General features: G+C 41.5%; 22 protein-coding genes, 2 pseudogenes and 1 riboswitch. Of the genes and pseudogenes, 10 read left to right on the top strand and 14 right to left on the bottom strand.

The genetic code is table 11. The annotated features are described in order from the left end of the window. Positions 1-9: 9 nt before the first annotated feature. From PNEUHYL_RS08675 to PNEUHYL_RS08715, 10 genes and pseudogenes are all read right to left on the bottom strand, one after another. A complete protein-coding gene (locus tag PNEUHYL_RS08675; protein ID WP_059367245.1) occupies positions 10-1,011 on the bottom strand; it encodes an ABC transporter permease subunit in 1,002 nt (333 codons plus the stop codon). A gap of 169 nt (positions 1,012-1,180) precedes the next feature. Beyond that, positions 1,181-3,361: a DNA helicase II gene (gene uvrD / locus PNEUHYL_RS08680; RefSeq protein ID WP_059367247.1), complete on the bottom strand. Its 2,181-nt coding sequence runs from the start codon at positions 3,359-3,361 to the stop codon at positions 1,181-1,183. A gap of 284 nt (positions 3,362-3,645) precedes the next feature. Beyond that, on the bottom strand, positions 3,646-3,894 hold the full coding sequence (locus PNEUHYL_RS08685) for a type IV secretion system protein (RefSeq protein ID WP_059367251.1): 249 nt from the start codon (positions 3,892-3,894) through the stop codon (positions 3,646-3,648). Positions 3,895-3,908: 14 nt separating this feature from the next. Continuing rightward, positions 3,909-4,124, bottom strand: a complete 216-nt coding sequence (locus PNEUHYL_RS13985; protein WP_059367254.1) for an EexN family lipoprotein — start codon at positions 4,122-4,124, stop codon at positions 3,909-3,911. 4 nt (positions 4,125-4,128) lie between these two features. Continuing rightward, complete coding sequence (locus PNEUHYL_RS08695; RefSeq protein ID WP_059367258.1) at positions 4,129-4,317, bottom strand: hypothetical protein; 189 nt, start codon at positions 4,315-4,317, stop codon at positions 4,129-4,131. Positions 4,318-4,532: 215 nt separating this feature from the next. Continuing rightward, the gene (gene cas2 / locus PNEUHYL_RS08700) at positions 4,533-4,826 is read right to left on the bottom strand and encodes a CRISPR-associated endonuclease Cas2 (RefSeq protein WP_059367260.1); all 294 of its coding nucleotides are present in this window, start codon (positions 4,824-4,826) and stop codon (positions 4,533-4,535) included. A 53-nt stretch (positions 4,827-4,879) separates the two neighbouring features. After that, positions 4,880-5,411 (bottom strand): annotated as a pseudogene (gene cas1, locus PNEUHYL_RS08705) (CRISPR-associated endonuclease Cas1); the annotation flags it as partial. Continuing rightward, a pseudogene (gene cas5c / locus PNEUHYL_RS13550) lies at positions 5,387-5,646 on the bottom strand (type I-C CRISPR-associated protein Cas5c); the annotation flags it as partial. The pseudogenes cas1 and cas5c, both read right to left, overlap by 25 nt. A gap of 80 nt (positions 5,647-5,726) precedes the next feature. Beyond that, entirely contained in the window at positions 5,727-7,562 is a 1,836-nt protein-coding gene (locus PNEUHYL_RS08710) for an ATP-dependent nuclease (protein WP_059367262.1), read from the bottom strand. Positions 7,563-7,635: 73 nt separating this feature from the next. Further along, on the bottom strand, positions 7,636-9,906 hold the full coding sequence (locus tag PNEUHYL_RS08715) for a CRISPR-associated helicase/endonuclease Cas3 (RefSeq protein ID WP_059367264.1): 2,271 nt from the start codon (positions 9,904-9,906) through the stop codon (positions 7,636-7,638). Between the two features lie 326 nt (positions 9,907-10,232). Beyond that, positions 10,233-10,320, top strand: a riboswitch (TPP riboswitch). 58 nt (positions 10,321-10,378) lie between these two features. Between PNEUHYL_RS08715 and PNEUHYL_RS08720 the strand changes: the two genes are divergently transcribed. Further along, a complete protein-coding gene (locus PNEUHYL_RS08720) occupies positions 10,379-11,419 on the top strand; it encodes an ABC transporter substrate-binding protein (RefSeq protein ID WP_059367266.1) in 1,041 nt (346 codons plus the stop codon). A gap of 82 nt (positions 11,420-11,501) precedes the next feature. Here PNEUHYL_RS08720 and fdhD read toward each other — a convergent pair whose 3' ends face one another. Then, complete coding sequence (gene fdhD / locus PNEUHYL_RS08725) at positions 11,502-12,314, bottom strand: formate dehydrogenase accessory sulfurtransferase FdhD (protein ID WP_059367269.1); 813 nt, start codon at positions 12,312-12,314, stop codon at positions 11,502-11,504. 270 nt (positions 12,315-12,584) lie between these two features. Here fdhD and fdnG point away from each other — a divergent pair, with 270 nt between their 5' ends. The 4 genes from fdnG (at position 12,585) to fdhE (ending at position 18,274) form a co-directional block, all read left to right on the top strand. Continuing rightward, positions 12,585-15,668, top strand: coding sequence for a formate dehydrogenase-N subunit alpha (gene fdnG, locus PNEUHYL_RS08735; RefSeq protein ID WP_135968806.1), 3,084 nt, complete (start codon positions 12,585-12,587; stop codon positions 15,666-15,668). A 3-nt stretch (positions 15,669-15,671) separates the two neighbouring features. Continuing rightward, positions 15,672-16,595, top strand: a complete 924-nt coding sequence (gene fdxH, locus PNEUHYL_RS08740) for a formate dehydrogenase subunit beta (protein WP_059367276.1) — start codon at positions 15,672-15,674, stop codon at positions 16,593-16,595. After that, positions 16,588-17,298, top strand: coding sequence for a formate dehydrogenase subunit gamma (locus PNEUHYL_RS08745; RefSeq protein WP_059367279.1), 711 nt, complete (start codon positions 16,588-16,590; stop codon positions 17,296-17,298). The genes fdxH and PNEUHYL_RS08745 overlap by 8 nt, the downstream gene beginning before the upstream one ends. 64 nt (positions 17,299-17,362) lie before the next feature. Further along, positions 17,363-18,274 (top strand): formate dehydrogenase accessory protein FdhE, encoded by a 912-nt coding sequence (fdhE, locus tag PNEUHYL_RS08750; protein ID WP_059367282.1) that lies wholly within the window; start codon positions 17,363-17,365, stop codon positions 18,272-18,274. Positions 18,275-18,313: 39 nt separating this feature from the next. Here the strand turns inward: fdhE and rimI are convergent, their stop codons facing one another. Genes rimI through PNEUHYL_RS08765 form a run of 3 tightly spaced genes read right to left on the bottom strand, consistent with a single transcriptional unit; the run spans position 18,314 to position 19,750 of the window. Continuing rightward, positions 18,314-18,754 carry a ribosomal protein S18-alanine N-acetyltransferase gene (gene rimI / locus PNEUHYL_RS08755; protein ID WP_059367284.1) on the bottom strand — a complete coding sequence of 147 codons (441 nt, stop codon included), beginning with the start codon at positions 18,752-18,754 and terminating at the stop codon, positions 18,314-18,316. A gap of 4 nt (positions 18,755-18,758) precedes the next feature. Beyond that, a complete protein-coding gene (gene holD, locus PNEUHYL_RS08760; protein ID WP_059367286.1) occupies positions 18,759-19,163 on the bottom strand; it encodes a DNA polymerase III subunit psi in 405 nt (134 codons plus the stop codon). 8 nt (positions 19,164-19,171) lie between these two features. After that, positions 19,172-19,750: a membrane lipoprotein lipid attachment site-containing protein gene (locus PNEUHYL_RS08765; protein WP_059367287.1), complete on the bottom strand. Its 579-nt coding sequence runs from the start codon at positions 19,748-19,750 to the stop codon at positions 19,172-19,174. Between the two features lie 110 nt (positions 19,751-19,860). Between PNEUHYL_RS08765 and rsmC the strand changes: the two genes are divergently transcribed. The 5 genes from rsmC (at position 19,861) to PNEUHYL_RS08790 (ending at position 25,737) form a co-directional block, all read left to right on the top strand. Then, the gene (rsmC, locus tag PNEUHYL_RS08770) at positions 19,861-20,853 is read left to right on the top strand and encodes a 16S rRNA (guanine(1207)-N(2))-methyltransferase RsmC (RefSeq protein ID WP_059367289.1); all 993 of its coding nucleotides are present in this window, start codon (positions 19,861-19,863) and stop codon (positions 20,851-20,853) included. Between the two features lie 6 nt (positions 20,854-20,859). After that, positions 20,860-21,801, top strand: coding sequence for a LacI family DNA-binding transcriptional regulator (locus PNEUHYL_RS08775; RefSeq protein WP_059367291.1), 942 nt, complete (start codon positions 20,860-20,862; stop codon positions 21,799-21,801). 173 nt (positions 21,802-21,974) lie between these two features. Beyond that, a complete protein-coding gene (gene treB / locus PNEUHYL_RS08780; protein WP_059367294.1) occupies positions 21,975-23,393 on the top strand; it encodes a PTS trehalose transporter subunit IIBC in 1,419 nt (472 codons plus the stop codon). 138 nt (positions 23,394-23,531) lie between these two features. After that, positions 23,532-25,160 carry an alpha,alpha-phosphotrehalase gene (gene treC / locus PNEUHYL_RS08785; protein WP_059368852.1) on the top strand — a complete coding sequence of 543 codons (1,629 nt, stop codon included), beginning with the start codon at positions 23,532-23,534 and terminating at the stop codon, positions 25,158-25,160. Between the two features lie 79 nt (positions 25,161-25,239). After that, positions 25,240-25,737, top strand: coding sequence for a YbhB/YbcL family Raf kinase inhibitor-like protein (locus PNEUHYL_RS08790; RefSeq protein ID WP_059367300.1), 498 nt, complete (start codon positions 25,240-25,242; stop codon positions 25,735-25,737).

Here is a 25,737-nt window from a genome sequence, read left to right on the forward strand (position 1 = left end):
TCTCCTACATCAATGACGAATACGCGGATTTACCACGCCGTAAAGTAAATCAATAGTTAAATTCACCACAATAATAATCGTGGCAATAATTAAAACGGCGCCTTGCAGCACAGGATAATCCCGTGCATGAATGGCATCAATAATCCATTTTCCAATACCCGGCCACGAGAAAATTGTTTCCGTCAATACCGCACCAGAAAGTAATTGACCGATAATTAATCCCACCACGGTCACGACCGGAATCAACGCGTTACGCAACGCATGTACAATCACAATACGTGTATAACTGAGCCCTTTTGCTTTAGCCGTACGAATATAATCTTCGCCTAATACTTCCAACATAGCGGAGCGGGTCATCCTCGTAATAATCGCAAGCGGTATTGTGCCTAATACAATGGCAGGCAAAATCAAGGATTTCAGCGCATTTTCAAACGCACCCGGTATACCGGAAAGCCAACTATCAATCAGCATAAAACCTGTTGGCGTATCGATCCAAAAATCGTTTTCTAAACGTCCCCCTTGCGGTAAACCAAGGGAAGGAGACACATATAAAATCAAAATCAAGCCCCACCAAAAAATAGGCATCGAGTAACCGGTCAGTGAAATAGTCGTTACTCCATGAGAAATCCAACTGTCTTTTTTCACCGCAGCTATTGTGCCGAGTATCACGCCACCGAGTAGCGACCAAAGCAACGCAAAAAAAGCCAACTCAGCCGTAGCCGGGAAAAGGGTAAAAAACTCGGTAATAACAGGTTGTTGTGTACGAAATGAAGCGCCAAAATCCCCTTGAATCACATTACCAATATAGTTGAAGTATTGCTGATATAGAGGAAGATCTAAACCTAATTGATGCATCATTTGCTGGTGAACCTCAGGCGTTAAGCCCCGTTCCCCCATCATAATTTCTACCGGATCACCCGGGATAAAATGGATGAGAGCAAAGGCGACAAAAGTAATGGCAATGAAAGTTGGAATCACCATCAAAATACGTTTGAAGATAAATTTAAACATGGGAATTTGTTGATAATCACTTAACAAAAAGTGCGGTCAAAATTCACCGCACTTTTCAAAAAAACCAATAGGTAAAATAAAAAATCTATCGGATTCTACCGCACTTTAGCTTACTTTGCCAAATCACTAAAGGTTATTGGCTATGTCTTGTTGGAATATGAGAAGGGAATTACATCTTTTCTAACTTTGCCAAATGCGCAATCAGCCATTTAATGCCCTGGGCTTGGAAAGCAATTTGTAATCTTGTGTTATTGTCGCTCCCTTCAACATTAATCACCGTACCGACACCAAACTTTTCATGTTTCACTTTTTGCCCCATTTTCCATCCGTTTTCATTCTCTATCGAATGAGACAGCGTTCCCACTTTCGCTAGATTCATTGCCCGTGTAACCGTTCCGCGCAAACGAATTTCTTGGATACATTCCCGCGGTAACTCTGCGATAAAACGGGATGGGAGATGGCGTTCTTCTTTTGCATATAAACGACGACTCTCCGCATAGGAAATGGTCAATTTTTTCTTTGCACGGGTAATACCGACATACGCCAAACGGCGTTCTTCTTCCAAACGCCCCGGCTCTTCAAAAGAGCGGAAACTCGGAAACAGACCTTCTTCCACGCCGACGATAAATACACGGGGAAATTCCAATCCTTTTGCGGAATGCAATGTCATCATTTCGACACAAGATTGATGTGGTGAAGCTTGTTCCTCTCCCGCTTCAAGCGAGGCATGAGTTAGAAAAGCAGTAAGATCCGTCATGTCATCCGCCTCATCGGGTTTTATAAATTCACGTGTCGCAGTGACTAATTCTTCTAAGTTTTCGATCCGCACTTCGCCCTTTTCCCCCTTTTCCTGCTTATACATTTCATACAAACCGGAATGTTTAATCACAAAATCCGTTTGAGCAAAAAGCGGCATTTCAAAGGTATCCTGTTGCAAAGAATTAATTAATTCTTGAAAGCGTAATAATGCGGTGGCGGCTCGTCCTGCAAGCATATTTTCTTGAATGGCAACTTGTATCGCCTGCCATAATGTAATTTGACGTGCGCGTGTTAGATTTCGTAAAACATCCAAAGTGCGGTCGCCAATCCCTCGTGCCGGCGTATTAATCACGCGTTCAAATGCCGCATCATCTTGTCGGTTATTAATCAAACGCAAATAGGCTAAGGCATCTTTAATTTCTTGGCGTTCAAAGAATCTCACCCCACCATAAATCCGATAAGGAATTTGACTACGAATTAAAGCTTCCTCAATCACGCGGGATTGACTGTTACTACGGTAAAGCACGGCACAATCATCCAGTTTTCCCCCGTTATCCACCCAATCCTGAATTTGCGACGCCACAAATTTGGCTTCGTCCAGCTCATTAAAAGCGGCATAAATTCCAACAGGCTCTCCTTTTTCCCCTTCCGTCCACAAATTTTTCCCAAGCCTATCCGTATTATTGGCAATTAATTCATTTGCACTATTTAAAATATTCGCGGTAGAACGGTAATTTTGTTCAAGACGAATGGTTTTGGCATTGAAATCTTTCAGGAATTTTTGAATATTTTCAACTTGTGCGCCACGCCAACCATAAATAGATTGATCATCATCCCCCACTACCATCACTTTTCCGCTCTGTCCGGCAAGGATTTTGATCCATTGATATTGAATTTTATTGGTATCCTGAAACTCATCTACCAAAATATGTTGAAAACGTTGTTGGTAACGCTGTAAAATCAGTGGCTTTTTTTCAAATAATTCATAAGCACGAATCAATAACTCCGCAAAATCCACTAATCCCGCACGGTCACTGGTATCTTGATAAATTTGATAAATTTTAATCCATTCACGCTCTTGGCGATCGTTAAAATCCTCGATCTCATGCGGGCGCAAACCTTCATCTTTTTTATTATTGATGTACCAACAAGCTTGTTTGGGAGGAAAGGCTTTTTCATCAAAATTGTGCAATTTTAGTAAGCGTTTAACTAAACGCAATTGATCTTCCGAATCCAAAATTTGGAAATCCTGCGGCAAACCGACATCTAAATGGTGCGCACGCAATAAACGATGAGCAATGCTGTGAAAAGTGCCAATCCACATTCCGAATAAACTGTGTTGGGAATGTTTGGCTAATGTTTCTTGAATACGATGGCGCATTTCCGCTGCGGCTTTATTGGTAAAAGTCACCGCCATAATGCTCCCTTCAGAAATATTCTCTACTGCCATCAACCAAGCAATACGGTGAGTTAATACTCGGGTCTTACCGCTCCCCGCCCCAGCCAGCACTAAACAGTTATCAAGGGGAGCCGCAACCGCCTCACGCTGTTTATCATTCAACCCATCAAGTAATTCAGAAATATCCGTCATAGCATTATTTCATCTGTTTAAATTTACAGTCATTATAGACATTATTTGTAAGCGAATCTAGCGTTAACTATAGTTTTAAACAAAAGGTCTGTAATCACTTAATACTCAACTATTCCAAGACGGAGGCTTTAGATTTGAGAGTAGATGAATACTACAAAGATGTTTCAATACACAACCGCCTGAAGGCGGCTGCGGGTATAGTGTCTTTGCGGTGAGGGTTTCCTACTGGTTTCAATACACAGCCGCCTGAAGGCGGCTGCCTTCTACAACACTATGGGCTAGATCTAATACCCCCCAGAGTTTTTTATGAAAGCTGCAATTATTGCTAAACTTACTAGCTTCCATAACAAATCATACACAGGGGATTGTACTTTCGCTGCTAGAACCATATAACCATATACACAGATATATAAAGAAACACTAGCAAGCAGAATTGTTGATACACTTGAACTAATTTGAGTTTCAATAATTTTAGTTACATCTGATAAAGTAGATGTAATAAAACTATCAACTTTAGTAAAAACACCTGACATACAATCCCCTTTTTCTACCAATTTACTTTATGATTATCTTTATGTTTCTTTATATGTGCTTTTTTGACATTTATACAGTTAATGTGTTGTTCGTGAAGAACTCCATTTTCACATTTAATATAAAATTCATTAAACAACTTATCGTCTTTAATGAAATTATCTACCGTATAAGTCTTTTCATTACACGCTGACATAAGAAACATTGAGAATATAAAAAATAAATTCTTCATACTTTTAATTCCAATCTATTTTATGTTGTTGAGCCTGCTTTTTGATCTCATTTCGTTTTAACTTTTCAGCCTTAGACTTTGCCAATTCTTCATTGCTTCTTGCAATATCCAACGCTAACTTATCCGCCTGCAATAACGCAATTTGCGTTTGCATTGCATTTGATAAATCTTGTGCTTCTTTACTATGTTTCAATACACAGCCGCCTGAAGGCGGCTGCTCCCTAGGTTTTAAAGCCTTTCACTATAAGGCTTTACTGCCCCTAATTCGCTAAGCTTTTACCTTGGAAGTGACGTGAAGTATAACACAGCTCTTCTTGCCATACTTCAATTTTATAAGATACTAATTTTTAAAGAACTTTTATTATCGCTAACCACTCAGCTTTTTCTTGATAACTATAGGCTAGCGAATTATAAAATCAGCGTATCCTTAAATATGTCTATTGATTGTTTTGCTCCGTGATGTTCTACTTTATTACGCCATTTACTACCCAAATGGTAAAACCGTAAACTATCGCATTTAGGATCATAAGTATTGAGAAGTTTCTCTTTTAGAACCACCCATTGATCAGGCGTTACATCACATTCAAACACTGAATATTGCGCGCGAATGCCATAATCCAAGCAATGTTTAGCTATTCTACGTAACCTTCCTTCACCATCATCTGTCTCAAAAGAGATATCATAGGTAATTAACATCATCATAAATGATTCACTCCCAAAAACATTAAAATGTTCTCCTTCATATTATTAATGAATTATCGCATCAAAAACGGGGGATACTCAGCCAAATCGCCGCGTAAATGCCTCGCTAGCAACATAGCTTGAATATGCGGTAACAGACCGACGACCACCTCTTCCTGTAAAAATGGATGCACAATCTTTTCCTGCTTTTTCGCCTGCAAAGTTTGGAACAATAGCTTGCGTGCCTCCGGCTTGATATTCACCGCTCCACCCGCCTCGGTCACAAAATCCTTAGACTTAATTTGCCCTCGGTTAATTAGCGACAGCACCAACCTGTCCGCCCACCACGCTCGAAACTCCTCCAAAATATCTTGTGCCAAACTGTCTCTCCCCGGACGATCGGCATGCAGAAAACCCACCTGCGGATCTAAACCCACGCCTTGCAATGCACCGCTGATATCCTTGCCCAAAATACTGTACACAAATGACAGTAGTGCGTTCACCTGGTCTGCGGTTGCGTCCATCGAAAACAAAACCACTGTTTTCGCACAGCAAATGGCTGAACACCCCGAAATAACGTGCCGCCGCATCGCCCCGCTCACCTTGCTTTCAGAAATCTTGCTGCCCAATTCATTACGCCGCACCGATTCAAAACGGATCGGTTTCAATACATAAATGCGATCAATCACCCAGAGTATCGCAGGTTTCCAGTGAACTGCTGCCAAAATTCCTCTCGCTGCCGATGGCATGATGATATCGTAAGACACCCGCTCCACCTTCATTTCCGGACGGGTAAAACAGGCGTAATCCCCCCCCAGATGTGTAGGCGTACCCGATTCATTTTTTGTTCTCCTATGATTTTGTTAACACATCCCCTTTCGGGGAGAAGGGGCAGATCATATATCATCCATACTTATACTTTTAAAATTTGTAACAAGGCTCGTCCTGTTTATGATGAAACTCAATCCAATTTTTTAAAGTTTCTTCATAGTTAGTACCATCATTACTTGGAATATCATTGCATACGCTGATTAATTCTTTCAGTATAGATTCTACACTTGAACGCACTTTTTCCTTCTCTTGAACAGCTTTCCAACTTCTAAATGGCTTATCTTTAGATGGCAAGTCCATGTGATGATGAATTTCAAAATTAGGACATGAACAACGATAAGTAACTGTTAATCCAGCTTTACGTGCCTCAGTTACGGCCTCTGAAATTGCTCTATTTATAGAGTATGCCGAATTAGCCCTATCACCAGACGAAATTTTAGGAGAGTCTATATCGTGCAATACAGAAAAATTAATTTTAAAATGAGATAAGATTTTTACTAAAATAGTAATTGTCGCTTTTCCTCTAGCTCTAATAATAAGAGGACGTTGGCTAACAGGATAATCCGCTGGATTACTATTCATAACTTCATGAAAAGCAGCAAACTCAGTATCCCCTTCGACAATAACAACTTTATCTCCAAAAAAAATTTCAGAAACATTAGAATCAAAAACCATTAATGCTTTCAGATTATCTAATTCATCATCACTAAAATTTATTGTTTCTGATTTATATATATTGGGTTCTAAATGCTTATCTAATCGATGTAAGCGAACAATGGTTGTATGATCTTTTATAGGATCAACAAAAGCAGGATGATGAGTACTCAACATGACTTGCCAACCTGCTTCAGACGCTAAGTTATATAAATGTTCTTTAGCTGCACGAACTGCTGAGGGATGTAATGCCGTCTCAGGCTCATCAATCAACAACATGTACCCAGGCAAAAAGAAATCGCTTGAACCATTTTGAGATTGAGATAATTGGCTCTTAAGATTTTGAATTTTTTCTTTATCTTTCGAAGTTTGTGATTTTTTGCTTTCTAATTTTTGTAATTCCTTTTGTATATCAGAAACTCTACTTAACTCAGATCTTACCTGAAGAATAGACCAAAATAGTGCTCGCTGTGAGCCTGTTCCTTGCTGATCCCAGCGAGCAACGTTGCCTGTTTCAGAAATATCAATTCTTGAACCTGATAGCAAAGATTTTGCAGGATCAAAACCAATATCTCCAATCCCAATGTTAAGATGAATTCCTGATGCACTAAATACTTTGCAATAGGATGAATTAATCTGTTGCTGGATTTTTTCAATGTCGCTACGAAGTTCTGATATTGGATCATTTGCCAAGCTCTTCAGTTCCTTAATTTTATTGCTTAATTCAGATTCTTCATTTTCTATAATTTCTTTATATTTATTAATTATTGGTTCAAGTACAAGATTTAATAATTTTTTATGCTCTTCTTCAGGATTATCTAAAGAACCTATTCTAAATGGTTTGGGCAAACGGCTATTAAACACAGTATCTAATCCAGCAGCTTTACCGTCATCCGCATATTCTCTCTTCTCTGGATCCCAAGTGCGTCTAGTAGGTTTTCCTCCTTCTAAAGGCCATTCCCACTTAGAGCGGACTAGCAATAATCCATCTTCTGTTGCCTCTTTCCATTTTTCATCAATGTTGCCTGCACTTTTAGGAATATGAACCCATAATTCGACCGTAGCAGGATTTCCATTTGCATTACAATTAAAATCTTTTATATCTAACTTTTCTTGCTGAACTGCTAATTCATATGCTCTTAATACTGTTGTTTTACCAGCATTATTTGCTCCGACTAAGCACACAATATCATCTAGTTCAACTGTCAAGCCCTCATTACCGATACAGCCAATATTTCTAACACGCATACGTACAAGATGTGAACGTTCCATAGTTTTACCTTCTTAATAAATTTATAAGTTTTTTAAAAAATATTTTTAATAATGGATTGAAAACTTTCTTAAACTAAAAAATCAAATTCTCCTCTCTTAAAAAATTAGTATCCACCCAACTCAAACCCGCCACTTCATCATACAAATCCAACCCGATCAGGCTGTAGAACTGTTTGCCGAAGGTGTGTTCGTTGATAGCTTCAATGCGTCCAGCTTTCAGCAAAGCATCTAGTGCGCTTTCGGGAATTTGCACGGTGTAGGGCTGGAGTTTGCGCAACAGTCCACCGATTTGGTCGGCGTGGCGCAGGCTGTCGAGCAGGTGTTCAGCCTCATCGTCGAACGGGATGATGAGTGGCTGCATATGGGTTTCGATCATGCGGAACTTTGCCGCGATGGTTTGGAAGGGGAAGTTGAAGCTGCTGCCTGCGTTGTGGTGCATGGCGAGGATTCGGCGCTGGTCCAGCTCGGCGCCTTTGAGTTGGTAAACCTCGCTAAAGTAACTGGTGATAGCCTCCACAGACAGTAAATCGTCAGCATACTGCCGCACCACAGAGCGCATCACACCGGAAAGCAGACCAAGTTCTGCCGGGGCTTTCCATTGCGCCTCGGGCTGGAAGATCCAGACAAAGCTCTCTTCAGCCAGCCTTTTACCTTCGCGGTTGCAGCGTCCGGCAGCTTGGGCGACGGAATCTAGCCCTGCTTCGGCGCGCATCACCAGCGGAAAATCGACATCAACGCCCGCTTCAATCAAAGATGTAGCAATCACTCGGCAGGATTCGCCGTTTTTCAGACGATCTCGGATGGTTTCCAGCATTTGGGTACGGTGTTTGGCACACATTAGGGTGGTGAGATGGAACACTCCATCAAGCAGCTTGGCATTGTCATACAATTCTCGGGCGTGGCGGCGATTATTGACGATGATGAGCATTTGTGAGTGCTGACCTAGTTTCTCCAACAAGTCGGCATCAGTTTGCAAACCAATATGTTGTACGGTAGTTCGACGCAGTTGTGCGAAAAGTGCGGTCGGATTAGGGGCAATTTCGCGCACATTTTCAAAGCCGCGGTAAAAGCCGTGTTCTGTCTGCACGGCGGGTTGAGTGGCGGTGCACATCACTACGCTGCAACGATAGTTTTGAGCTAGCTCTTTGATTGCTTGCATCACAGGTAACAGCAGATTAAGCGGCAACATTTGCGCTTCGTCGAGAATAATCACGCTTCCGGTAATGTTGTGCAGTTTGCGACAGCGTGAGGAGCGGTCGGCAAACAACGATTCGAAAAACTGCACAGCGGTAGTCACAATCACAGGCATATCCCAGTTTTCGGAGGCTTGGCGCAGTTTGTCTTTGCTGTGTTGATTTTTGAGCTTGGTGTTGTCAAAAGTGCTGTGGTGTTCTAACACGGAGGCTTCGCCCAAATCGCCGAAAGCCTTACGAAATTCGGCGGCGTTTTGCTCAATGATACTGGTAAAAGGGATAACATAAATCACGCGGCGCATGCCGTACCGCTTGGCATGTTCCAAGGCAAACGCCATTGAGGTAAAGGTTTTACCGCCGCCGGTAGGCACGGTAAGGGTAAACAGCCCAGGCTGTTCACCGGCTTGTGCAACGGCATGGTCGAGAATGTTACTGCGCAGACGATTAAGCTCGGCGCGACGTTGTTCGCTTTCGGTCATAGCAGCCTGTTTGGCAGACACTCTGAAAGACTCAATAAAGGCGTTGAAGCGCTGTTGCAGTGCGTGTAAATCGGGATAGCCACCACGCTGCATGGCTTTGTGTTCAACGGAGGCATAAAAGGCTTCGGTATCGAGAAAATCGGCATCTACCAGGCAAGAATATAGCATGCGAGTAAAGAAAGCATAGGAAAACCATTTATGATGGGCGTCGGCTTTCAAGGGCGGGGCGGGCATTTTTTCAGGCAACATAATTTCCTGCTGCCAAACAGGATCAAGCTCGGGAATATCTTTGCCAAAAGCCAATGCAAGGCGTTGTGCCAGGGTGCGACGGTTATCCCCCTCTCCATTCCCGTTTGCCAAACCTGCATGATGACCTGCAATACAGAAAGCCATCATCTTACCTGCTCCTCCCCAGCGCTCGACCGCAATCTTCGCACCTGCGGTGGCATGGTCAACGGAAGGTCCCCCCCGCAGTCTTCTATCAAATGCTTCCGTATATTTACCCAAGTCGTGCAATTTAGCCGTATTCCTTGCTATTTCTTGTGAGCCAAAAAAACAAGCAAAATTAGCCGCCATTTCAGCGACTTGATACAAATGATTCTGTAAAATTTGCCACTGAGATTCTGAAAAACTTTCGGTGGAATGAGCGTAATAAACTTTCTCTTTTTTCATAAAAAATAACCTTTACTAAACATCTAAATCTTACAAAAAGAAAAATTAAATGTGTATTGGCAAAAGTTATTTATGAGAGGTAGATCAATTTTTTTATTTACAATAGATTCATCACTCAGTTTTAACGGGACTATCTTTTCAAATATATCAATTTCAGTACATTGTAAACCTGTATAACCAATGCATTAAAAACACCAAATCCCTTGTATTTCAACCACTATTTTTCATGACAAAAACTCCATATATTTGTACATTTAAAACATCACAACGACAGAAACAAGAAACAGATCCGACTTTACAAAAATAGGGGGACAGCTTATAGTGGATTCGGTTAGTCGGGGTGCAAAATCGCTGAGAAATACCCGTGAACCTGAAGCAGTTAGCACTGACGTAGGAAACTAATCTTCTCTTCCTCAAGGGCTGACTTACTTTTTTCTTTAATTCATCAATTAATAATAAGTAGGGATGCATGATGACCCACTATGCGCATTTAAAAAATACCTTAAAATTTACCGCACTTTGTACTCTTTTAGGTTTCAGTTTACCAAATCATGCCGAGGCACAAGGAAAACTCGTTGTTTATTGCAGCGTTCAAAACACTACCTGCGAGAAAGTTTCACAAGCATTTAGCAAAAAATATCATGTTGAAACACAATTCGTACGTCATAGCACCAGTACTGTGTTAGGCAAGCTCAAAGCAGAAAAAGATAATCCTCAAGCTGATGTTTGGTATGGCGGAACCTTTGAACCGCACCTTCAAGCACGAGATGCCGGTTTGCTTGCGACGTATCGTTCTCCCGAACAAAAAGATATTATGCCTCAGTTTAAAAAATTGGTAGAACAACGCGGTGATACCACTTCGATTATTTATTTAATGGAACTTGGCATTGGGATAAATGAAAAATCCCTTACTGAAAAAAACATCGCCAAGCCACAATGTTATGCGGATTTATTAAAACCGGAATTTAAGGATTTAGTGCAATATCCCGATCCTCGCGTATCCGGTACGGGATATAGTATTCTTTCGACCTTAATCGAAATTATGGGTGAAGATAAAGCGTTCGATTATTTAAAAGCCTTAAACAAAAATATCAACCAATACACCAAAAGCGGCATGGCAACCAGCAATCTTTCTACCGGTGCAACGGCAGTGAATATTAGTTTTATGCACGCCTATGTACGTGAAAAAGATAAAGGCGCGCCTGTTGTCGGCATTCTGCCTTGCGAAGGGGTCGGTTACACCCTAGGGGCGGTAAGTATTATCAAAAACGGACGAAATTTAGAAAATGCCAAACGTTTTATTGATTTTGTCCTGTCCGCCGAAGCACAAGAAATTCCGTGGCGTGAAGCTGATTCTTATCAGTTACCGACCAATATCCACGCAAAATCGCACCCAAATCTCCCCGATCCGATGAAATTAAAATTAATTGATATTGATTTCATTCGGTTTGGCGCCGACCAAGAAGCGAAACGTTTAATTGATCGCTGGATGAAAGAAGTAAAAGGGGAATAAACTTCAAAAAAGACGAGGCGATTCAATCAGCCTCGTCTTTTTTATGATAAGAATTAATGAAACACTTTATCGCGAAAAACACCTAAAAAATTAACCGCTCTTTTCCTGTATAAACATTCCCCTTACCTTCTCTTGCAAACCCTACCAATGTCAAATGATGAGTTTCAGCCATTTTTACCGCCAAATCCGTTGCCGCAGAAATTGCGACTAACATTTCTACTCGACATGAAATTGCTTTTTGCACCATTTCATAGCTTGCTCTACTTGATGTCAAAATGAAACCCTGTTTATCGGTTTTAGCATACCAACCAAGCAGTTTATCCAATGCTACATGACGTCCAACATCTTCTCGAATAGCAAGTATATTGCCTTGTAAATCAAAAAATGCACAGGCATGGGTTGCACCGGTTTGGTTACCTAATTGTTGATTTTCCTGCAACGTAGAAAGGCAATTATCGAGCAAACTAACATCAAACTGAAAAGTGCGGTCTAACTTAGGAAAGTTTTTATATACTTGGTTTAACTGTTCCGTGCCACAAATTCCACACCCCGTACGTCCGGTAAGATTTCGTCGATGTTCTTTAAGTGCCATAAATTGACGACTGGAAAGCTCAATTTGCACTTCAATGCCATTACACACTTCTTGTACATCAATACCATAAATATCAGCAGGTTGATTAATAATGCCTTCCGTTAAAGAAAAACCTAAAGCAAAATCTTCTAAATCCTGCGGAGAACACATCATCACAGCATGAGAAATACCGTTATAAACAAGTGAAACCGGGGTTTCAACAGCGAGCAAATCGTTTTTTGTTTGTAAAAGTGCGGTTGATTTTTCTGATGTTTTTGGCTTTTTTAAAAAAAAATTGATGGATTGTTCAATTAACCCATTCATTGATAACCTGCCTATTAATCATGTAACGAAAATGTTAAGTTTTTTTGCTAATTTCGTGATCTTAGTCACGTATTTTGTGGATATAATGCATTTTGATTATGGATTTATCACTAAAAAATAGGTATTCTACGACAAGCTTAAATTGATGTTTTTTTATACTCAATTTAGTCTGTTGATCGGCGTTATTCTAACGAAATCAACTAAATTTTCTAGATGAATTTCTTTACTATCTAATAATATCTCAACAACCTATTGTTGAAAGGAGTGATTATGCAGGTCTCAAGAAGAAAATTCTTTAAGATCTGTGCAGGTGGTATGGCGGGAACCTCCGCTGCTATGTTAGGTTTTGCTCCGGCAAACGCGTTAGCAGCGCCGCGTGAATATAAATTATTACGCGCCTATGAATCTCGTAACACCTGTACATATTGTGCCGTCAGTTGCGGTATGTTGCTTTATAGTACAGGCAAACCAAATACGGGCTTAAGCAGCTACACAAGTACAAATACCCGTTCAAAATTATTTCACCTTGAAGGTGATCCAGACCATCCGATTAGTCGTGGCGCACTCTGTCCGAAAGGTGCCGGCGCACTAGATTATGTAAACAGTGAAAGCCGTTCTTTATATCCTCAATATCGTGCACCAGGTTCAGACAGATGGGAACGCCTTTCTTGGCAGGAGGCAATTAAACGTATTGCCCGCTTAATGAAAGATGATCGCGATGCCAATTTTATAGAAACCGATGCAAGCGGGAAAACCGTTAACCGTTGGTCAACCACTGGGATTATGACAGCCTCCGCAATGAGCAATGAAGCCGCGTTACTAACGCAAAAATGGATTCGAATGCTCGGGATGGTGCCGGTATGTAACCAAGCTAATACTTGACACGGACCAACGGTAGCAAGTCTTGCTCCATCATTTGGTCGCGGTGCCATGACAAACAACTGGGTTGACATCAAAAATGCCGATTTAATCATTGTTCAAGGCGGTAACCCTGCCGAAGCCCACCCTGTTGGGTTCCGTTGGGCGATTGAAGCGAAGAAAAACGGTGCAAAAATCATCGTTATCGATCCACGCTTTAACCGTACAGCCTCTGTCGCTGATCTTCATGCGCCGATTCGTTCCGGTTCCGATATTGCGTTCTTAATGGGTGTGATTCGTTACTTATTGGAAAATGATAAGATTCAATACGAATATGTTCAACACTATACTAACGCTTCTTTCTTAGTCAACGAAGGCTTTAAATTTGAAGACGGGCTATTCTCAGGTTACGATGCGGAAAAACGTAGCTACGATAAATCAACTTGGAATTATCAATTTGATGAGAATGGTCAGGTTAAACGTGATATGACATTACAAAACCCACGTTGTGTGATTAATGTATTGAAAGAACACGTTTCTCGTTACACACCGGAAATGGTCGAACGCGTAACCGGCGTAAAACAAAAACTATTCTTACAAATCTGTGAAGAAATCGGTGAAACCTCAAAACCAAATAAAACCATGACGCATTTATATGCACTCGGTTTTACAGAACATACTATCGGTACACAAAATATCCGTTCGATGGCAATGATCCAATTACTATTAGGTAATATGGGGATGCCGGGTGGTGGTATTAACGCATTACGCGGACACTCAAACGTACAAGGTACGACAGACATGGGATTGTTACCGACTTCCCTACCCGGTTATATGCGTTTACCAAACGATAAAGACTCATCTTATGAGCAATATATCAATGCGATCACGCCAAAAGACATCGTTCCGGGTCAAATCAACTATTATCGTAATACTTCAAAATTCTTTGTAAGTATGATGAAAACTTTCTATGGTGAAAATGCGACCAAAGAAAACGGTTGGGGCTTTGATTTCTTACCGAAAACAGATCGCTTATACGACCCTATCACTCATGTGAAATTAATGAATGATGGCGAGTTGCACGGTTGGATCTTGCAAGGTTTTAACGTATTGAATTCATTACCGAATAAGAATAAAACCCTTGCAGGTATGAGCAAATTAAAATACTTAATCGTGCTTGATCCGCTTCAAACCGAAAGTTCTGAATTCTGGAAAAACTTTGGTGAATCAAACAATGTGAATCCTGCGGATATTCAGACCGAAGTATTCCGTCTACCAACCACTTGTTTTGCGGAAGAAGACGGTTCAATCGCCAACTCCGGCCGTTGGGCGCAATGGCACTGGAAAGGCTGTGATCAACCGGGTGAAGCATTACCGGATGTGGATATTCTTTCAATGATTCGTGAAGAAATGCACGCACTCTACAAAGAAGAAGGCGGTCGCGGTATTGAATCTTTTGAAGCAATGACCTGGAATTACGCGCAACCACACTCGCCAAGTGCGGAAGAATTAGCAAAAGAATTAAATGGTTATGCCCTTGAAGATCTTTATGATCCAAACGGCAACCTAATGTACAAAAAAGGGCAATTACTCAATGGATTCGCTCACTTACGTGATGACGGTACTACTACATCGGGTAACTGGCTATACGTAGGTCAATGGACGGAAAAAGGTAACCAAACCGCGAATCGAGATAATTCGGATCCATCCGGCTTAGGTTGTACGGTAGGTTGGGGATTTGCTTGGCCGGCAAACCGTCGTGTGCTTTATAGCCGTGCTTCCTTGGATATTAACGGTAAACCATGGGATAAACATCGTCAGCTAATCAAATGGAACGGTAAAAACTGGAACTGGTTTGATGTTGCCGACTATGGTACTCAACCACCGGGTTCTGAGGCAGGTCCGTTTATTATGTCTGCCGAAGGTGTGGGTCGCTTATTTGCCGTAGATAAAATCAATAACGGCCCAATGCCTGAGCATTATGAGCCGGTTGAAAGCCCGATTGATACCAACCCGCTCCATCCAAATGTGGTGACCGATCCAACCGTGCGTATTTACAAGGAAGACCGTGAATTTATCGGATCAAACAAAGAGTTCCCATTTGTGGCGACCACTTATCGTTTAACCGAACACTTCCACAGCTGGACTGCACAATCTGCGCTTAACATTATTGCCCAGCCACAACAATTTGTGGAAATCGGGGAAAAATTAGCCGCAGAAAAAGGTATTCAAAAAGGCGATATGGTGAAAATCACATCAAAACGTGGTTATATCAAAGCGGTTGCCGTTGTTACCAAACGTTTGAAAGAACTGGAAATTGACGGCAAAACGGTTCACCATGTAGGTATTCCGATTCACTGGAATATGAAAGCCTTAAATGGTAAAGGTAATCGTGGATTCTCCACTAATGTTCTCACTCCATCTTGGGGTGAAGCCAATACACAAACACCGGAATACAAAACATTCTTGGTAAACATTGAGAAAGCGGAGGCATAAACGATGAGTGTACAATCTCAAGATATTATTAAGATCTCCGCAACATCAGATCTCACACCGGCTCCACATGCACGAGATCATAAAGTTGAAGTGGCAAAACTAATTGATGTTTCCACCTGTATCGGCTGTAAAGCCTGTCAGGTGGGTTGCTCGGAGTGGAATGACATCCGCTCCGATGTCAATGCACAATGCGTAGGCGTTTATGACAACCCGGTTGATCTTAATGCAAAAGCATGGACAGTTATGCGCTTTAACGAAGTGGAAGAAAACGATCGTTTAGAGTGGTTAATTCGTAAAGACGGTTGTATGCACTGCTCGGAACCGGGTTGTTTAAAAGCCTGCCCTGCACCGGGTGCAATTATCCAATACAAAAACGGTATCGTTGATTTCCAATCGGATAAATGTATCGGTTGCGGTTACTGTATCGCAGGCTGTCCTTTCAATATTCCTCGAATGAATCCGGACGACAATCGCGTATATAAATGTACCCTTTGCGTCGATCGCGTTTCTGTCGGTCAAGAACCGGCTTGTGTTAAAACCTGTCCGACAGGTGCAATTCGTTTCGGTTCAAAAGAAGAAATGAAGATCTATGCGGAACAACGCGTTGCCGATCTTAGGTCACGCGGCTACAAAAATGCCGGACTTTATGATCCGCCGGGCGTTGGTGGTACACACGTGATGTATGTGCTGCACCATGCTGACAAGCCTGAACTTTACAACGGTCTGCCGAAAGATCCGAAAATCGACCTCAGTATCACCTTATGGAAAGATGTGTTAAAACCGGTTGCGGCTGTCGCAATGGGTGGGTTAGCCTTAGCTGAGCTTGGCCATTACTTAACTGTTGGCCCAAATGTTGAGACCGATGTCGAAGATCACCATGAAAAATTTGAGAACGAAGAGAAACACGGAGGAAAAGAAGATGAGTAAATTTGAAATTACTAACGATACTCGTATCGTTCGTCATCGAATTCCTGCGCGTTTAAGTCACTGGTTTTTGGTGATCACTTTCTTCCTCACCATGTTTACCGGGGTGGCGTTTTTCTTCCCTGATTTTGCCTGGCTAACGGATATTTTAGGCACACCACAACTGGCGCGTGCAGTTCATCCTTTCACCGGAATTTTAATGTTTATTGCCTTTATTTTCTTATGTTCATTATATTGGCATCACAATGTTCCGGAGAAAAATGATATTCGTTGGTTAAAAGGGATTACGGAAGTATTAAAAGGTAATGAACACGCCGTATCGGATAACGGAAAATACAATCTTGGTCAAAAAATGTTGTTTTGGACATTGATCTTGGCAATGTTTACCTTGTTAGCTTCCGGCATCATTATGTGGCGTCAATACTTTTCTCACTACTTCTCAATTCCGGTATTAAGAATTGCGATTCTTCTCCACTCTGCCAGTGCCTTTATGTTATTTACCGGCATTATGGTACATATGTACATGGCATTTTGGGTAAAAGGATCGATTCGCGGTATTGTGGAAGGTTGGGTAACCGTTCGTTGGGCGAAAAAACATCACCCTCGTTGGTATCGTGAAGAAATACTCCCTGAGTTGGAAAAAGACGGAGAACGTCAAATAAAAGGTGAAAAACCTAAAGCCTTATTTAAAGGTATTGCGGACTAAGTCCAAAACGGACTCCAAAAGTGCGGTTAAAAATGACCGCACTTTTTATTATTGAAGAGGCATTATGAGTATCAAAATCCTATCAGAATCCGAAATTAAACAACAAAAAACAAATTCTTATGAAACACCGGCCGTGCTATTTGCCAATCCTAAAAATCTTTATCAGCGCCGGGCAAAACGTTTAACAGAATTGGCAAAAGCACACCCACTTGCCGACTATTTGCTTTTTGCTGCAAACATCGTTGAAAGTCAGCTAAATACATTAGAAAAAAATCCGCTCGAAAAACAAAACTTAGAACAGCTAATTGGTGTCAAGCCGCTTAATGCAAGAACGTTCAAGCGTAATGGCATCTGGCGTGAATATCTCAGCGAAATCTTGCATGAGATAAAACCCAAAGCAAATGAACAAGTTATCGCAACCATTGAATCGCTGGAAAAAGCCGGCACGGCAGAACTGGAACAGATGGCGGATCAGCTGTTAGCGGAAGAATTTAATTTAGTCAGTAGCGACAAAGCCGTTTTTATTTGGGCGGCACTTTCTCTTTATTGGTTACAATTAGCCCAACAAATTCCTCACGCAAGCCGTTTGGAAAATACGGAAAATATCCACTATTGCCCTGTTTGCGGATCTACGCCGGTATCCAGTATGATCCACATCGGCTCATCACAAGGCTTACGTTATCTACACTGTGCCTTATGTGAAAGTGAATGGAATCTGGTACGCGCTCAATGCACTAATTGTAATGGACACGATAAATTAGAAATGTGGTCATTAAATGAAAAATTATCTTTGATCCGTGCAGAAACTTGTGGCAGTTGCGAAAGTTATTTGAAAATGATGTTCCAAGAAAAAGATCCTAATGTAGAAGCGGTCGCCGATGATTTAGCCTCTATTTTCTTAGACGTAGAAATGGAAGAAAAAGGGTTTTCCCGTAGCGGCCTTAATCCATTTCTCTTTCCTCCTCAAGAAACTTAGTAAAAAACGGTCGTTATTTCCTCAATAACGACCGCACTTTTACAAATAACACGCCATCACAACGGCATTTTCCCTTCCGCCATCAGGCATCGGATAGTAGTTTTTACGAATACCCACTTCATTAAATCCTTGTTTTTCATAGAGCCAACGAGCCTGATTAGATTCTCTCACTTCAAGCCATAGGGTTTGAACGCCTTGCGCTTTAAGCCGTTCCATTAACGCCTTCAACAGGAATGTGCCTAATCCTTTCTCCTGCATAGCAGGCTCAATCGCAATATTAAACAAGGTGGCTTCATCCAATACTTTTTGGCAAATGACAAACCCGATAATTCGATGATCTTTAACCAATTTCAGATTCAAATACCGCTCGCCTTGATTATTTTTTAGCGTTCCGAAAGACCAAGGCACTAAATGCGCTTGTTGTTCAATCTCGTACAAACGTTCAAAATCGCATTCTTCAATAGTAAAAATTTGAGGCATATGATTAAACTTGTTGAATTTGTTGCCAAAGTTCCCGTTTAGCAGCGGGGGAAGATTGGAAATCCCGATAACACGGTGAGCGATAAATACGTTCAGCGTGCAAGCAATGAGGTAAAGTGCGGTCAATTTTCTCCGTATTTTCAGCAAGTAGCCAATAGCGTACGGAATGGTTTAACTCAAGATGTTGAATTTGCTCATAATTCAAACACAAACAATCTGCTTGCTTTAATTCGAGGCTCATTAATATATCTTCAAATAAAGGAAATGTAGTCACATTTTCATCGGATACCACCACAAAACGAATATGTTCCGCCACAGTAATTCCCACCGCCCCTTGAAATATCTCAGGACGGTGAAGTTTCCATTGGGTTATCCCCATTTCTTTTAAAAGAAGATTGCGTCTTTCCATCTTTTTAATTAACGAGAAATTGCATCAAACGGATAACTCATTAAGCTCTTAACAATAGCGTTTTCTTCCGCTTCCGTTGGTTTTTTCTGATAGGTTTTTAGACTGCGAAATGACAGAATATTTTTTTCTTTATGCACTACGGCGATGAAACGCTGAAAATTATTACCATCACATGCATAGTAAGCAGCGTTTGCATAACTTAACGTTTGCAAATCACATACTTTTTTATTGGAATCCAAATATTTTGTTGTCAACATCGATATATGGGAGAGATCTTTCAGATAAAACGTTTCACTGGTTACCGATTTACGATTTGAACGGTCAACACTCACGGCTAAGCTAATAAAACGAGGGTCATCGCCTTTTACCGCTCTCGTTTGTTTCACATATTTTTCGCCATTAAATTCAATTTCAGTACCGGTTTTTTTAACACGCTCAAATTGTTCATCTAATTTTTTGAACATCTCAATCTGCTCAGGCGTCGCTTCAACTTTAGAAGGAGCTTGAGCTTTACCTTGTATCTGTTCAATTAATTGACAACCTGATAATAAAGCAGCCATGGTTGCCGCGAATACGATTTTTTTCATAAAAAATTCCTTATAATAATTGTCTATAACACTAATGAAAAATGTTTTATTAGCGTTATCTTTGCTAGAATAACGCCTAATTCTAACTAATAATCCACAGGATTCAAAGCGTGATGTCCCTTGAAACTGAAGTTTTAGAACGCCATCTTTCCCTTTTTTACCGTAAATCTGTGCTACTTAGCGGTGGCATTAAGGATCAATTTCCACAAAAATTGGCACCACATTGCCAATCCGTTCAAGTTTGGAGCTGCTATTTTGATTATGCCCGCACCCAAAGTGCTGTCAATTTTTCCATTGAATTTCAAGGTAAAGCAGATCTCATTGTTTATTATTGGACAAAAAACAAGCAAGAAGTACAATTCCAGCTAATGCAACTCCTTGCCAATGCACAAGACGGACAAGAAATCCTCATCATTGGTGAAAACCGCTGCGGTGTACGTTCGGCAGAAAAAATCCTCTCACCGTTTGGTGATATTGCTAAAATTGATTCCGCCCGCCGTTGCGGTTTATATCATTTTTCCCTGAAAAAACGACCGCACTTTTCCCTCAATACTTTTTGGAAAACCTACCAACATCCTCAACTCAATGGTTTAACAGTCCATAGTTTACCGGGGGTATTCAGTGCAAATGAATTAGATGTGGGGACGGCACTTTTACTTTCTACGCTCAACCAATCAATTAAAGGTAAAGTGCTTGATCTCGGCTGCGGAGCCGGTGTAATCGGATCAATGGTAAAAAAAATTAACCCGAAATCAAATGTTACGATGACCGATATTCATGCGATGGCTTTGGAATCAGCCCGCAAAACCCTCTCAGAAAACCGGTTGGACGCTGAAGTTTTTGCCAGCGATGTTTTCTCCGATATTGAAGGGAAATTTGACCTCATCATTTCCAACCCTCCGTTCCACGATGGGATTGATACGGCTTATCAAGCAGTAAACACACTGATTACTCAAGCGAAACGGCATTTAAATCAAGGGGGAGAATTACGTATTGTGGCGAATGCTTTCCTGCCTTATCCCGATTTATTACAACAACATTTTGGGACGTTTGACGTATTGGCACAAACTTCAAAATTTAAAGTTTACTCTGTAAAAAATTAATCCGAGATGGAAAAAAATTACACGATTAAGGATATTGCAAAACTTTGCCAAGTTGGGAAATCAACCGTTTCCCGAGTTTTAAATCACGATCCTAAAGTCAGCGAAACCACAAGACAAAAAGTCCAAACGATCATTGACTCCGTTGGTTTTAGCCCAAACCGCTCCGCTCGGGCTATGCGCGGCGCACAAGAACCCGTAGTCGGGATTATTGTCTCGAAACTCAATTCAAGCGGTGAATCCCAAACATTACGGGCAATTTTGACCGCACTTTACCGCCAAAAAATTACGCCGATCATTGTTGAAAGTCAGTTCGATGAAAAACAAGTTGCCCACCATCTCAAGTTATTCAAACAACGCCAAGTAGATAGTGTCATTGTCTTTGGGTTTTCTCCTCTTTCCGAAAAAATATTGCAGCAATGGCAAGGCAATATCGTTGTGATTGCCCGTTATTTTAAGGATATTTCTTGCGTGCATTATGATGATCAACACGCAATTAATGCCCTCATGGATAAACTCTATGCCCAAGGATACAAACACATTGGTTATCTCGGCATACACGACCAAGATGAAACGACGGGACGATTACGTACTCAAAGTTATTTAAATTTCTGTCGTCGTCATCAGCTTACGCCAAATTTTGCCCTGACTGAGCTTGATATTGAAGCCGGCTATCATCATTGTGCGAAGCTTACCCAACCGCTTGATGCCGTGTTATGCGCCACCACAAGTCTTGCCATTGGTGCCGTAAAATATTTACAGGAGAGCCAACAAATTCTTCCCCTTGCTTATATTGGGCAAAATCCTCTTTTAGAACATTTCGTCCCCAATCTCATCAACCTTGATTTTGGCTATGAGCAGGCAGGCACTTGGGCGGTGGAATTGCTACTCACACAAATTCACGGAAACAAAACCGTAGAACAGCGGCTGGTCTCCTTTCATTTGCTATAAAAGTATGATTGCTGAAAACAACGCAAAAAATAACCGCACTTAACGCTTTCAATTTGTGATCTTCATCACATTTCCAAGATAACTTCATTTAAATTGGGAACGTTCCCATTTACTTTATAAAGCTAAAGCGTATAATTCTCGGCGGTTTAATTTTTATACTAAAAAGGTTTTTTATGGCTAAACAGAAAATTGATCCTCAAAATGTGGATAAGCTGATAGTAGCAATTGGCGGACGTGAAAATATTGCAACGGTGACACATTGCATTACCCGTTTACGCTTCGTGTTAAATGATGAAACTAAGGTTGATGCCAAGGCGATTGAAGCCTTACCAATGGTAAAAGCAAATTTTTCGACCGGCGGGCAATATCAAGTTGTGATCGGTCAGGAAGTGTCTGACTATTACAAAATTTTATTAAATAAAACAGGCTTAGCGAGCGTAGATAAAGAGCAAGTAAAAGCGGCAGCACGTCAAAATCAAAAATGGTATGAAAGCCTAATTTCACACATGGCGGATATTTTTATTCCACTTCTACCGGCATTAATTAGCGGTGGTTTGATTCTCGGTTTCCGTAATGTAATCGGCGATATTGCGATGTTTGATGGCAAGACACTGACCCAAATCAGCCCGTTCTGGAACAGTATGCACAGCTTTTTATGGTTGATTGGTGAAGCCATTTTCCATTTCCTACCGGTGGGTATTTGTTGGTCTATCGCCCGTAAAATGGGGACTTCGCCTATTTTAGGTATCATCCTTGGAATTACCCTGGTTTCCTCGCAACTCATGAACTCGTACGCACTCGGTTCACAATTGCCGGAAGCCTGGGATTTTGGTTGGTTCAGTATTGAAAAAGTAGGCTACCAAGCACAAGTGATTCCGGCAATTATGGCAGGTTTAATGCTCTCTTACATTGAGCGTTTTATGACAAAAATCGTACCTGATTTCTTAAATCTCATCATTGTACCTGTCGTATCCATTATCCTTGCCGTGTTTCTCGCCCATAGCATTATCGGGCCTATCGGTCGTGAAATCGGTAATGGTGTAGCCTTTGTCGTGAAACATGCTATGACGGGAGATTTTGCCCCAATCGGTGCGGCATTGTTCGGTTTTCTCTATGCACCGCTTGTGGTCACCGGTGTACATCAAACCTCACTCGCCATTGATATGCAGATGATCCAAAGTATCGGCGGTACGCCGGTGTGGCCAATCATCGCTTTATCCAATATCGCACAAGCCTCTGCGGTAGTCGGTATTCTCTATGTGAACAAAAGCGCGCAATCTCGCGAAGTGGCAATTCCCGCCGCCCTTTCCGCTTATCTCGGCGTGACCGAACCTGCCATGTATGGAATTAACCTCAAATATCGCTTTCCAATGTTATGTGCCATGATTGGCGCTGCCGTAGCAGGATTAATCTGCGGTTTATCCGGCGTGTTAGCCGGTAGTATTGGGGTGGGAGGTTTACCGGGTATTCTTTCCGTTCAATATCAATATTGGGGGGTATTCGGCATTGCAATGCTCGCAGCGATTGTTATCCCATTTGTACTGACGACAATTGTGTATAAACGCAAAGAGAAAGCGGGTGAGTTAGCTTAAGCTAAAAAACTTACAGAAAAACGACCGCACTTTCGCAGTGCTGGAACAACATTCCATGCAGACAGGCGGTCAATGTTTCCCTTATTTTTAAAGGTGCGTAAATTTTCAACTCTACGCAGCCTCCTCGAGAAAGCAACGATGAATAACAATACCCAATGGTGGAAAAACGGTGTTATCTACCAAATCTACCCAAAATCATTCCAAGATACGACAGGCAGTGGCACAGGCGATATTCAAGGTATCATTAAACGTTTGGACTATTTACAAACGCTCGGCATTGATGGCATTTGGATCACGCCTATGTATCTTTCCCCACAAATTGATAACGGTTACGATATTGCCAATTACCGTGAAATTGACCCGAGCTACGGCACGATGGCAGATTTCGAGCAACTGATCGCAGAAGCCCATAAACGTAACATTCGTATTGTAATGGATATGGTATTTAATCATAGCTCCACTTTCCACCGTTGGTTTGAAGAGGGAGAAAATCCACAAAGCGAATACCACGACTATTATATTTGGCGTGAAAAACCCACTAACTGGAAATCAAAATTTGGTGGCTCGGCATGGAAATGGTCGGATAAAGCGCAAAAATATTATTTGCATTTATTCGCCCCCGAGCAGGCGGATTTAAATTGGGAAAATCCCAAAGTGCGGTCAGAATTGTTTGAAATTTGCCGCTTTTGGGCAGAAAAAGGCATTGACGGATTACGTTTGGATGTGGTGAATTTGATTTCTAAACCTGAACATTTTGAAGATGATTTCGAGGGAGATGGTCGCCGTTTCTATACCGATGGACATAAGATCCACGAATATTTACAAATGCTCAACCAAAACGCTCTCACGCCTTACGGCTTGATGAGTGTGGGGGAAATGTCTTCCACCAGTCTTGAACATTGCCAACGTTACGCAAATTTAAACGGCACGGAATTGTCTATGACGTTCAATTTTCATCACCTCAAAGTGGATTACCCGAACGGTGAAAAATGGACATACGCCAAGCCTGATTTTGTCGAACTAAAATCAATTTTCAACTATTGGCAACAGGGAATGCACGGCAGAGCGTGGAATGCGCTATTTTGGTGCAACCACGATCAGCCCCGTATCGTTTCACGTTTTGGCGACGAGAGCGAACTTCGCACTACGTCTGCCAAAATGTTAGCCATGCTACTTCACGGTATGCAGGGCACGCCTTATATTTATCAAGGTGAAGAAATTGGTATGACGAACCCGAATTTCACGACAATTAAAAAATATCGTGATGTGGAAAGTTTAAATGCGTATGAGGAACTGAAAGAAAAAGGCATAAATGACGATCTGATTATTAAAATTCTGACACAAAAATCCCGTGATAATTCCCGCACGCCGGTGCAATGGGATGAGAGTGAAAACGCTGGTTTTTCCACCGCCCAACCTTGGATCGATGTGGCACGCAACTATACTGAAATCAATGTAGAAAAAGCATTAACGGATAAGCACTCGGTGTTTTACACCTACCAAAGCTTAATTAAACTTCGTAAGGAATTACCAATTTTAACCGAGGGCAATTACACCGATTTACTCCCGAATCACCCGTCCGTTTGGGCATATCAACGTCAAGCTAACGAACAAACCCTCACTGTGTTGGCAAATTTGAGCCATCAACCGCAATCTGTTGAGTTAAATGTGAAAGGCGAGGTATTAATGAATAACTATGATGAGTTGTCATTAGAAGAAAATAAAGTGCTATTAATGCCTTATCAGAGCATCTATTTGTTGGCTTAATATCATCGGCGGTAGTTTTCTCAGTGAGATATGCTAGTATTTCAAACCATCGCTCATTAACCAAAATAAGGAGAATATGATGATCGTAACCAGTTCTGCCATCAAAAATGGGGTATTTGAAGACAAATACGGCAAACGTGGAACCCAATTTAGCCCAAACGGTATGCCTACCTATTCCATTCCCTTTGAAATTAAAAGTGCGCCGGAAGGTACAAAATCTTTCGCCGTGGTACTTGAAGATAAAGACGCGATTACCGCAAGCGGATTTGTTTGGATTCACTGGTTAATCGCCAATCTTGAACGCACAAGTGTGCAAGAAAACGAAAGCCAAACCGCAACGGATTATGTACAAGGTGCGAATTCTTGGGCAAGTGTGTTAGGCAAATTTGAACTTGATGAGGCCTCCGCTTACGGTGGTATGGCTCCCCCGAATTGTTTACATCGTTATGAGTTGATTGTGTATGCCCTCGATACCAAACTCGATGTTAAACCGGGTTTTCGTTTCAATGATCTTCATTTTGCCATGCAAGGTCATATTTTAGAGCAAGCGGTTGTGATGGGAACTTATGATGTTTAG

Source organism: Rodentibacter caecimuris, from assembly GCF_001019715.1.
Taxonomy (GTDB): domain Bacteria; phylum Pseudomonadota; class Gammaproteobacteria; order Enterobacterales; family Pasteurellaceae; genus Rodentibacter; species Rodentibacter caecimuris.

What these genes read in the sequence shown, in the direction of transcription:
- PNEUHYL_RS08675 (WP_059367245.1), bottom strand. Translation starts at nt 1,011, where the DNA reads ATGTTTAAATTTATCTTCAAACGTATTTTGATGGTGATTCCAACTTTC.
- uvrD (WP_059367247.1), bottom strand. Translation starts at nt 3,361, where the DNA reads ATGACGGATATTTCTGAATTACTTGATGGGTTGAATGATAAACAGCGT.
- PNEUHYL_RS08685 (WP_059367251.1), bottom strand. Translation starts at nt 3,894, where the DNA reads ATGTCAGGTGTTTTTACTAAAGTTGATAGTTTTATTACATCTACTTTA.
- PNEUHYL_RS13985 (WP_059367254.1), bottom strand. Translation starts at nt 4,124, where the DNA reads ATGAAGAATTTATTTTTTATATTCTCAATGTTTCTTATGTCAGCGTGT.
- cas2 (WP_059367260.1), bottom strand. Translation starts at nt 4,826, where the DNA reads ATGATGATGTTAATTACCTATGATATCTCTTTTGAGACAGATGATGGT.
- PNEUHYL_RS08710 (WP_059367262.1), bottom strand. Translation starts at nt 7,562, where the DNA reads ATGGAACGTTCACATCTTGTACGTATGCGTGTTAGAAATATTGGCTGT.
- PNEUHYL_RS08715 (WP_059367264.1), bottom strand. Translation starts at nt 9,906, where the DNA reads ATGAAAAAAGAGAAAGTTTATTACGCTCATTCCACCGAAAGTTTTTCA.
- PNEUHYL_RS08720 (WP_059367266.1), top strand. Translation starts at nt 10,379, where the DNA reads ATGACCCACTATGCGCATTTAAAAAATACCTTAAAATTTACCGCACTT.
- fdhD (WP_059367269.1), bottom strand. Translation starts at nt 12,314, where the DNA reads ATGAATGGGTTAATTGAACAATCCATCAATTTTTTTTTAAAAAAGCCA.
- fdxH (WP_059367276.1), top strand. Translation starts at nt 15,672, where the DNA reads ATGAGTGTACAATCTCAAGATATTATTAAGATCTCCGCAACATCAGAT.
- PNEUHYL_RS08745 (WP_059367279.1), top strand. Translation starts at nt 16,588, where the DNA reads ATGAGTAAATTTGAAATTACTAACGATACTCGTATCGTTCGTCATCGA.
- fdhE (WP_059367282.1), top strand. Translation starts at nt 17,363, where the DNA reads ATGAGTATCAAAATCCTATCAGAATCCGAAATTAAACAACAAAAAACA.
- rimI (WP_059367284.1), bottom strand. Translation starts at nt 18,754, where the DNA reads ATGCCTCAAATTTTTACTATTGAAGAATGCGATTTTGAACGTTTGTAC.
- holD (WP_059367286.1), bottom strand. Translation starts at nt 19,163, where the DNA reads ATGGAAAGACGCAATCTTCTTTTAAAAGAAATGGGGATAACCCAATGG.
- PNEUHYL_RS08765 (WP_059367287.1), bottom strand. Translation starts at nt 19,750, where the DNA reads ATGAAAAAAATCGTATTCGCGGCAACCATGGCTGCTTTATTATCAGGT.
- PNEUHYL_RS08775 (WP_059367291.1), top strand. Translation starts at nt 20,860, where the DNA reads ATGGAAAAAAATTACACGATTAAGGATATTGCAAAACTTTGCCAAGTT.
- treB (WP_059367294.1), top strand. Translation starts at nt 21,975, where the DNA reads ATGGCTAAACAGAAAATTGATCCTCAAAATGTGGATAAGCTGATAGTA.
- treC (WP_059368852.1), top strand. Translation starts at nt 23,532, where the DNA reads ATGAATAACAATACCCAATGGTGGAAAAACGGTGTTATCTACCAAATC.
- PNEUHYL_RS08790 (WP_059367300.1), top strand. Translation starts at nt 25,240, where the DNA reads ATGATCGTAACCAGTTCTGCCATCAAAAATGGGGTATTTGAAGACAAA.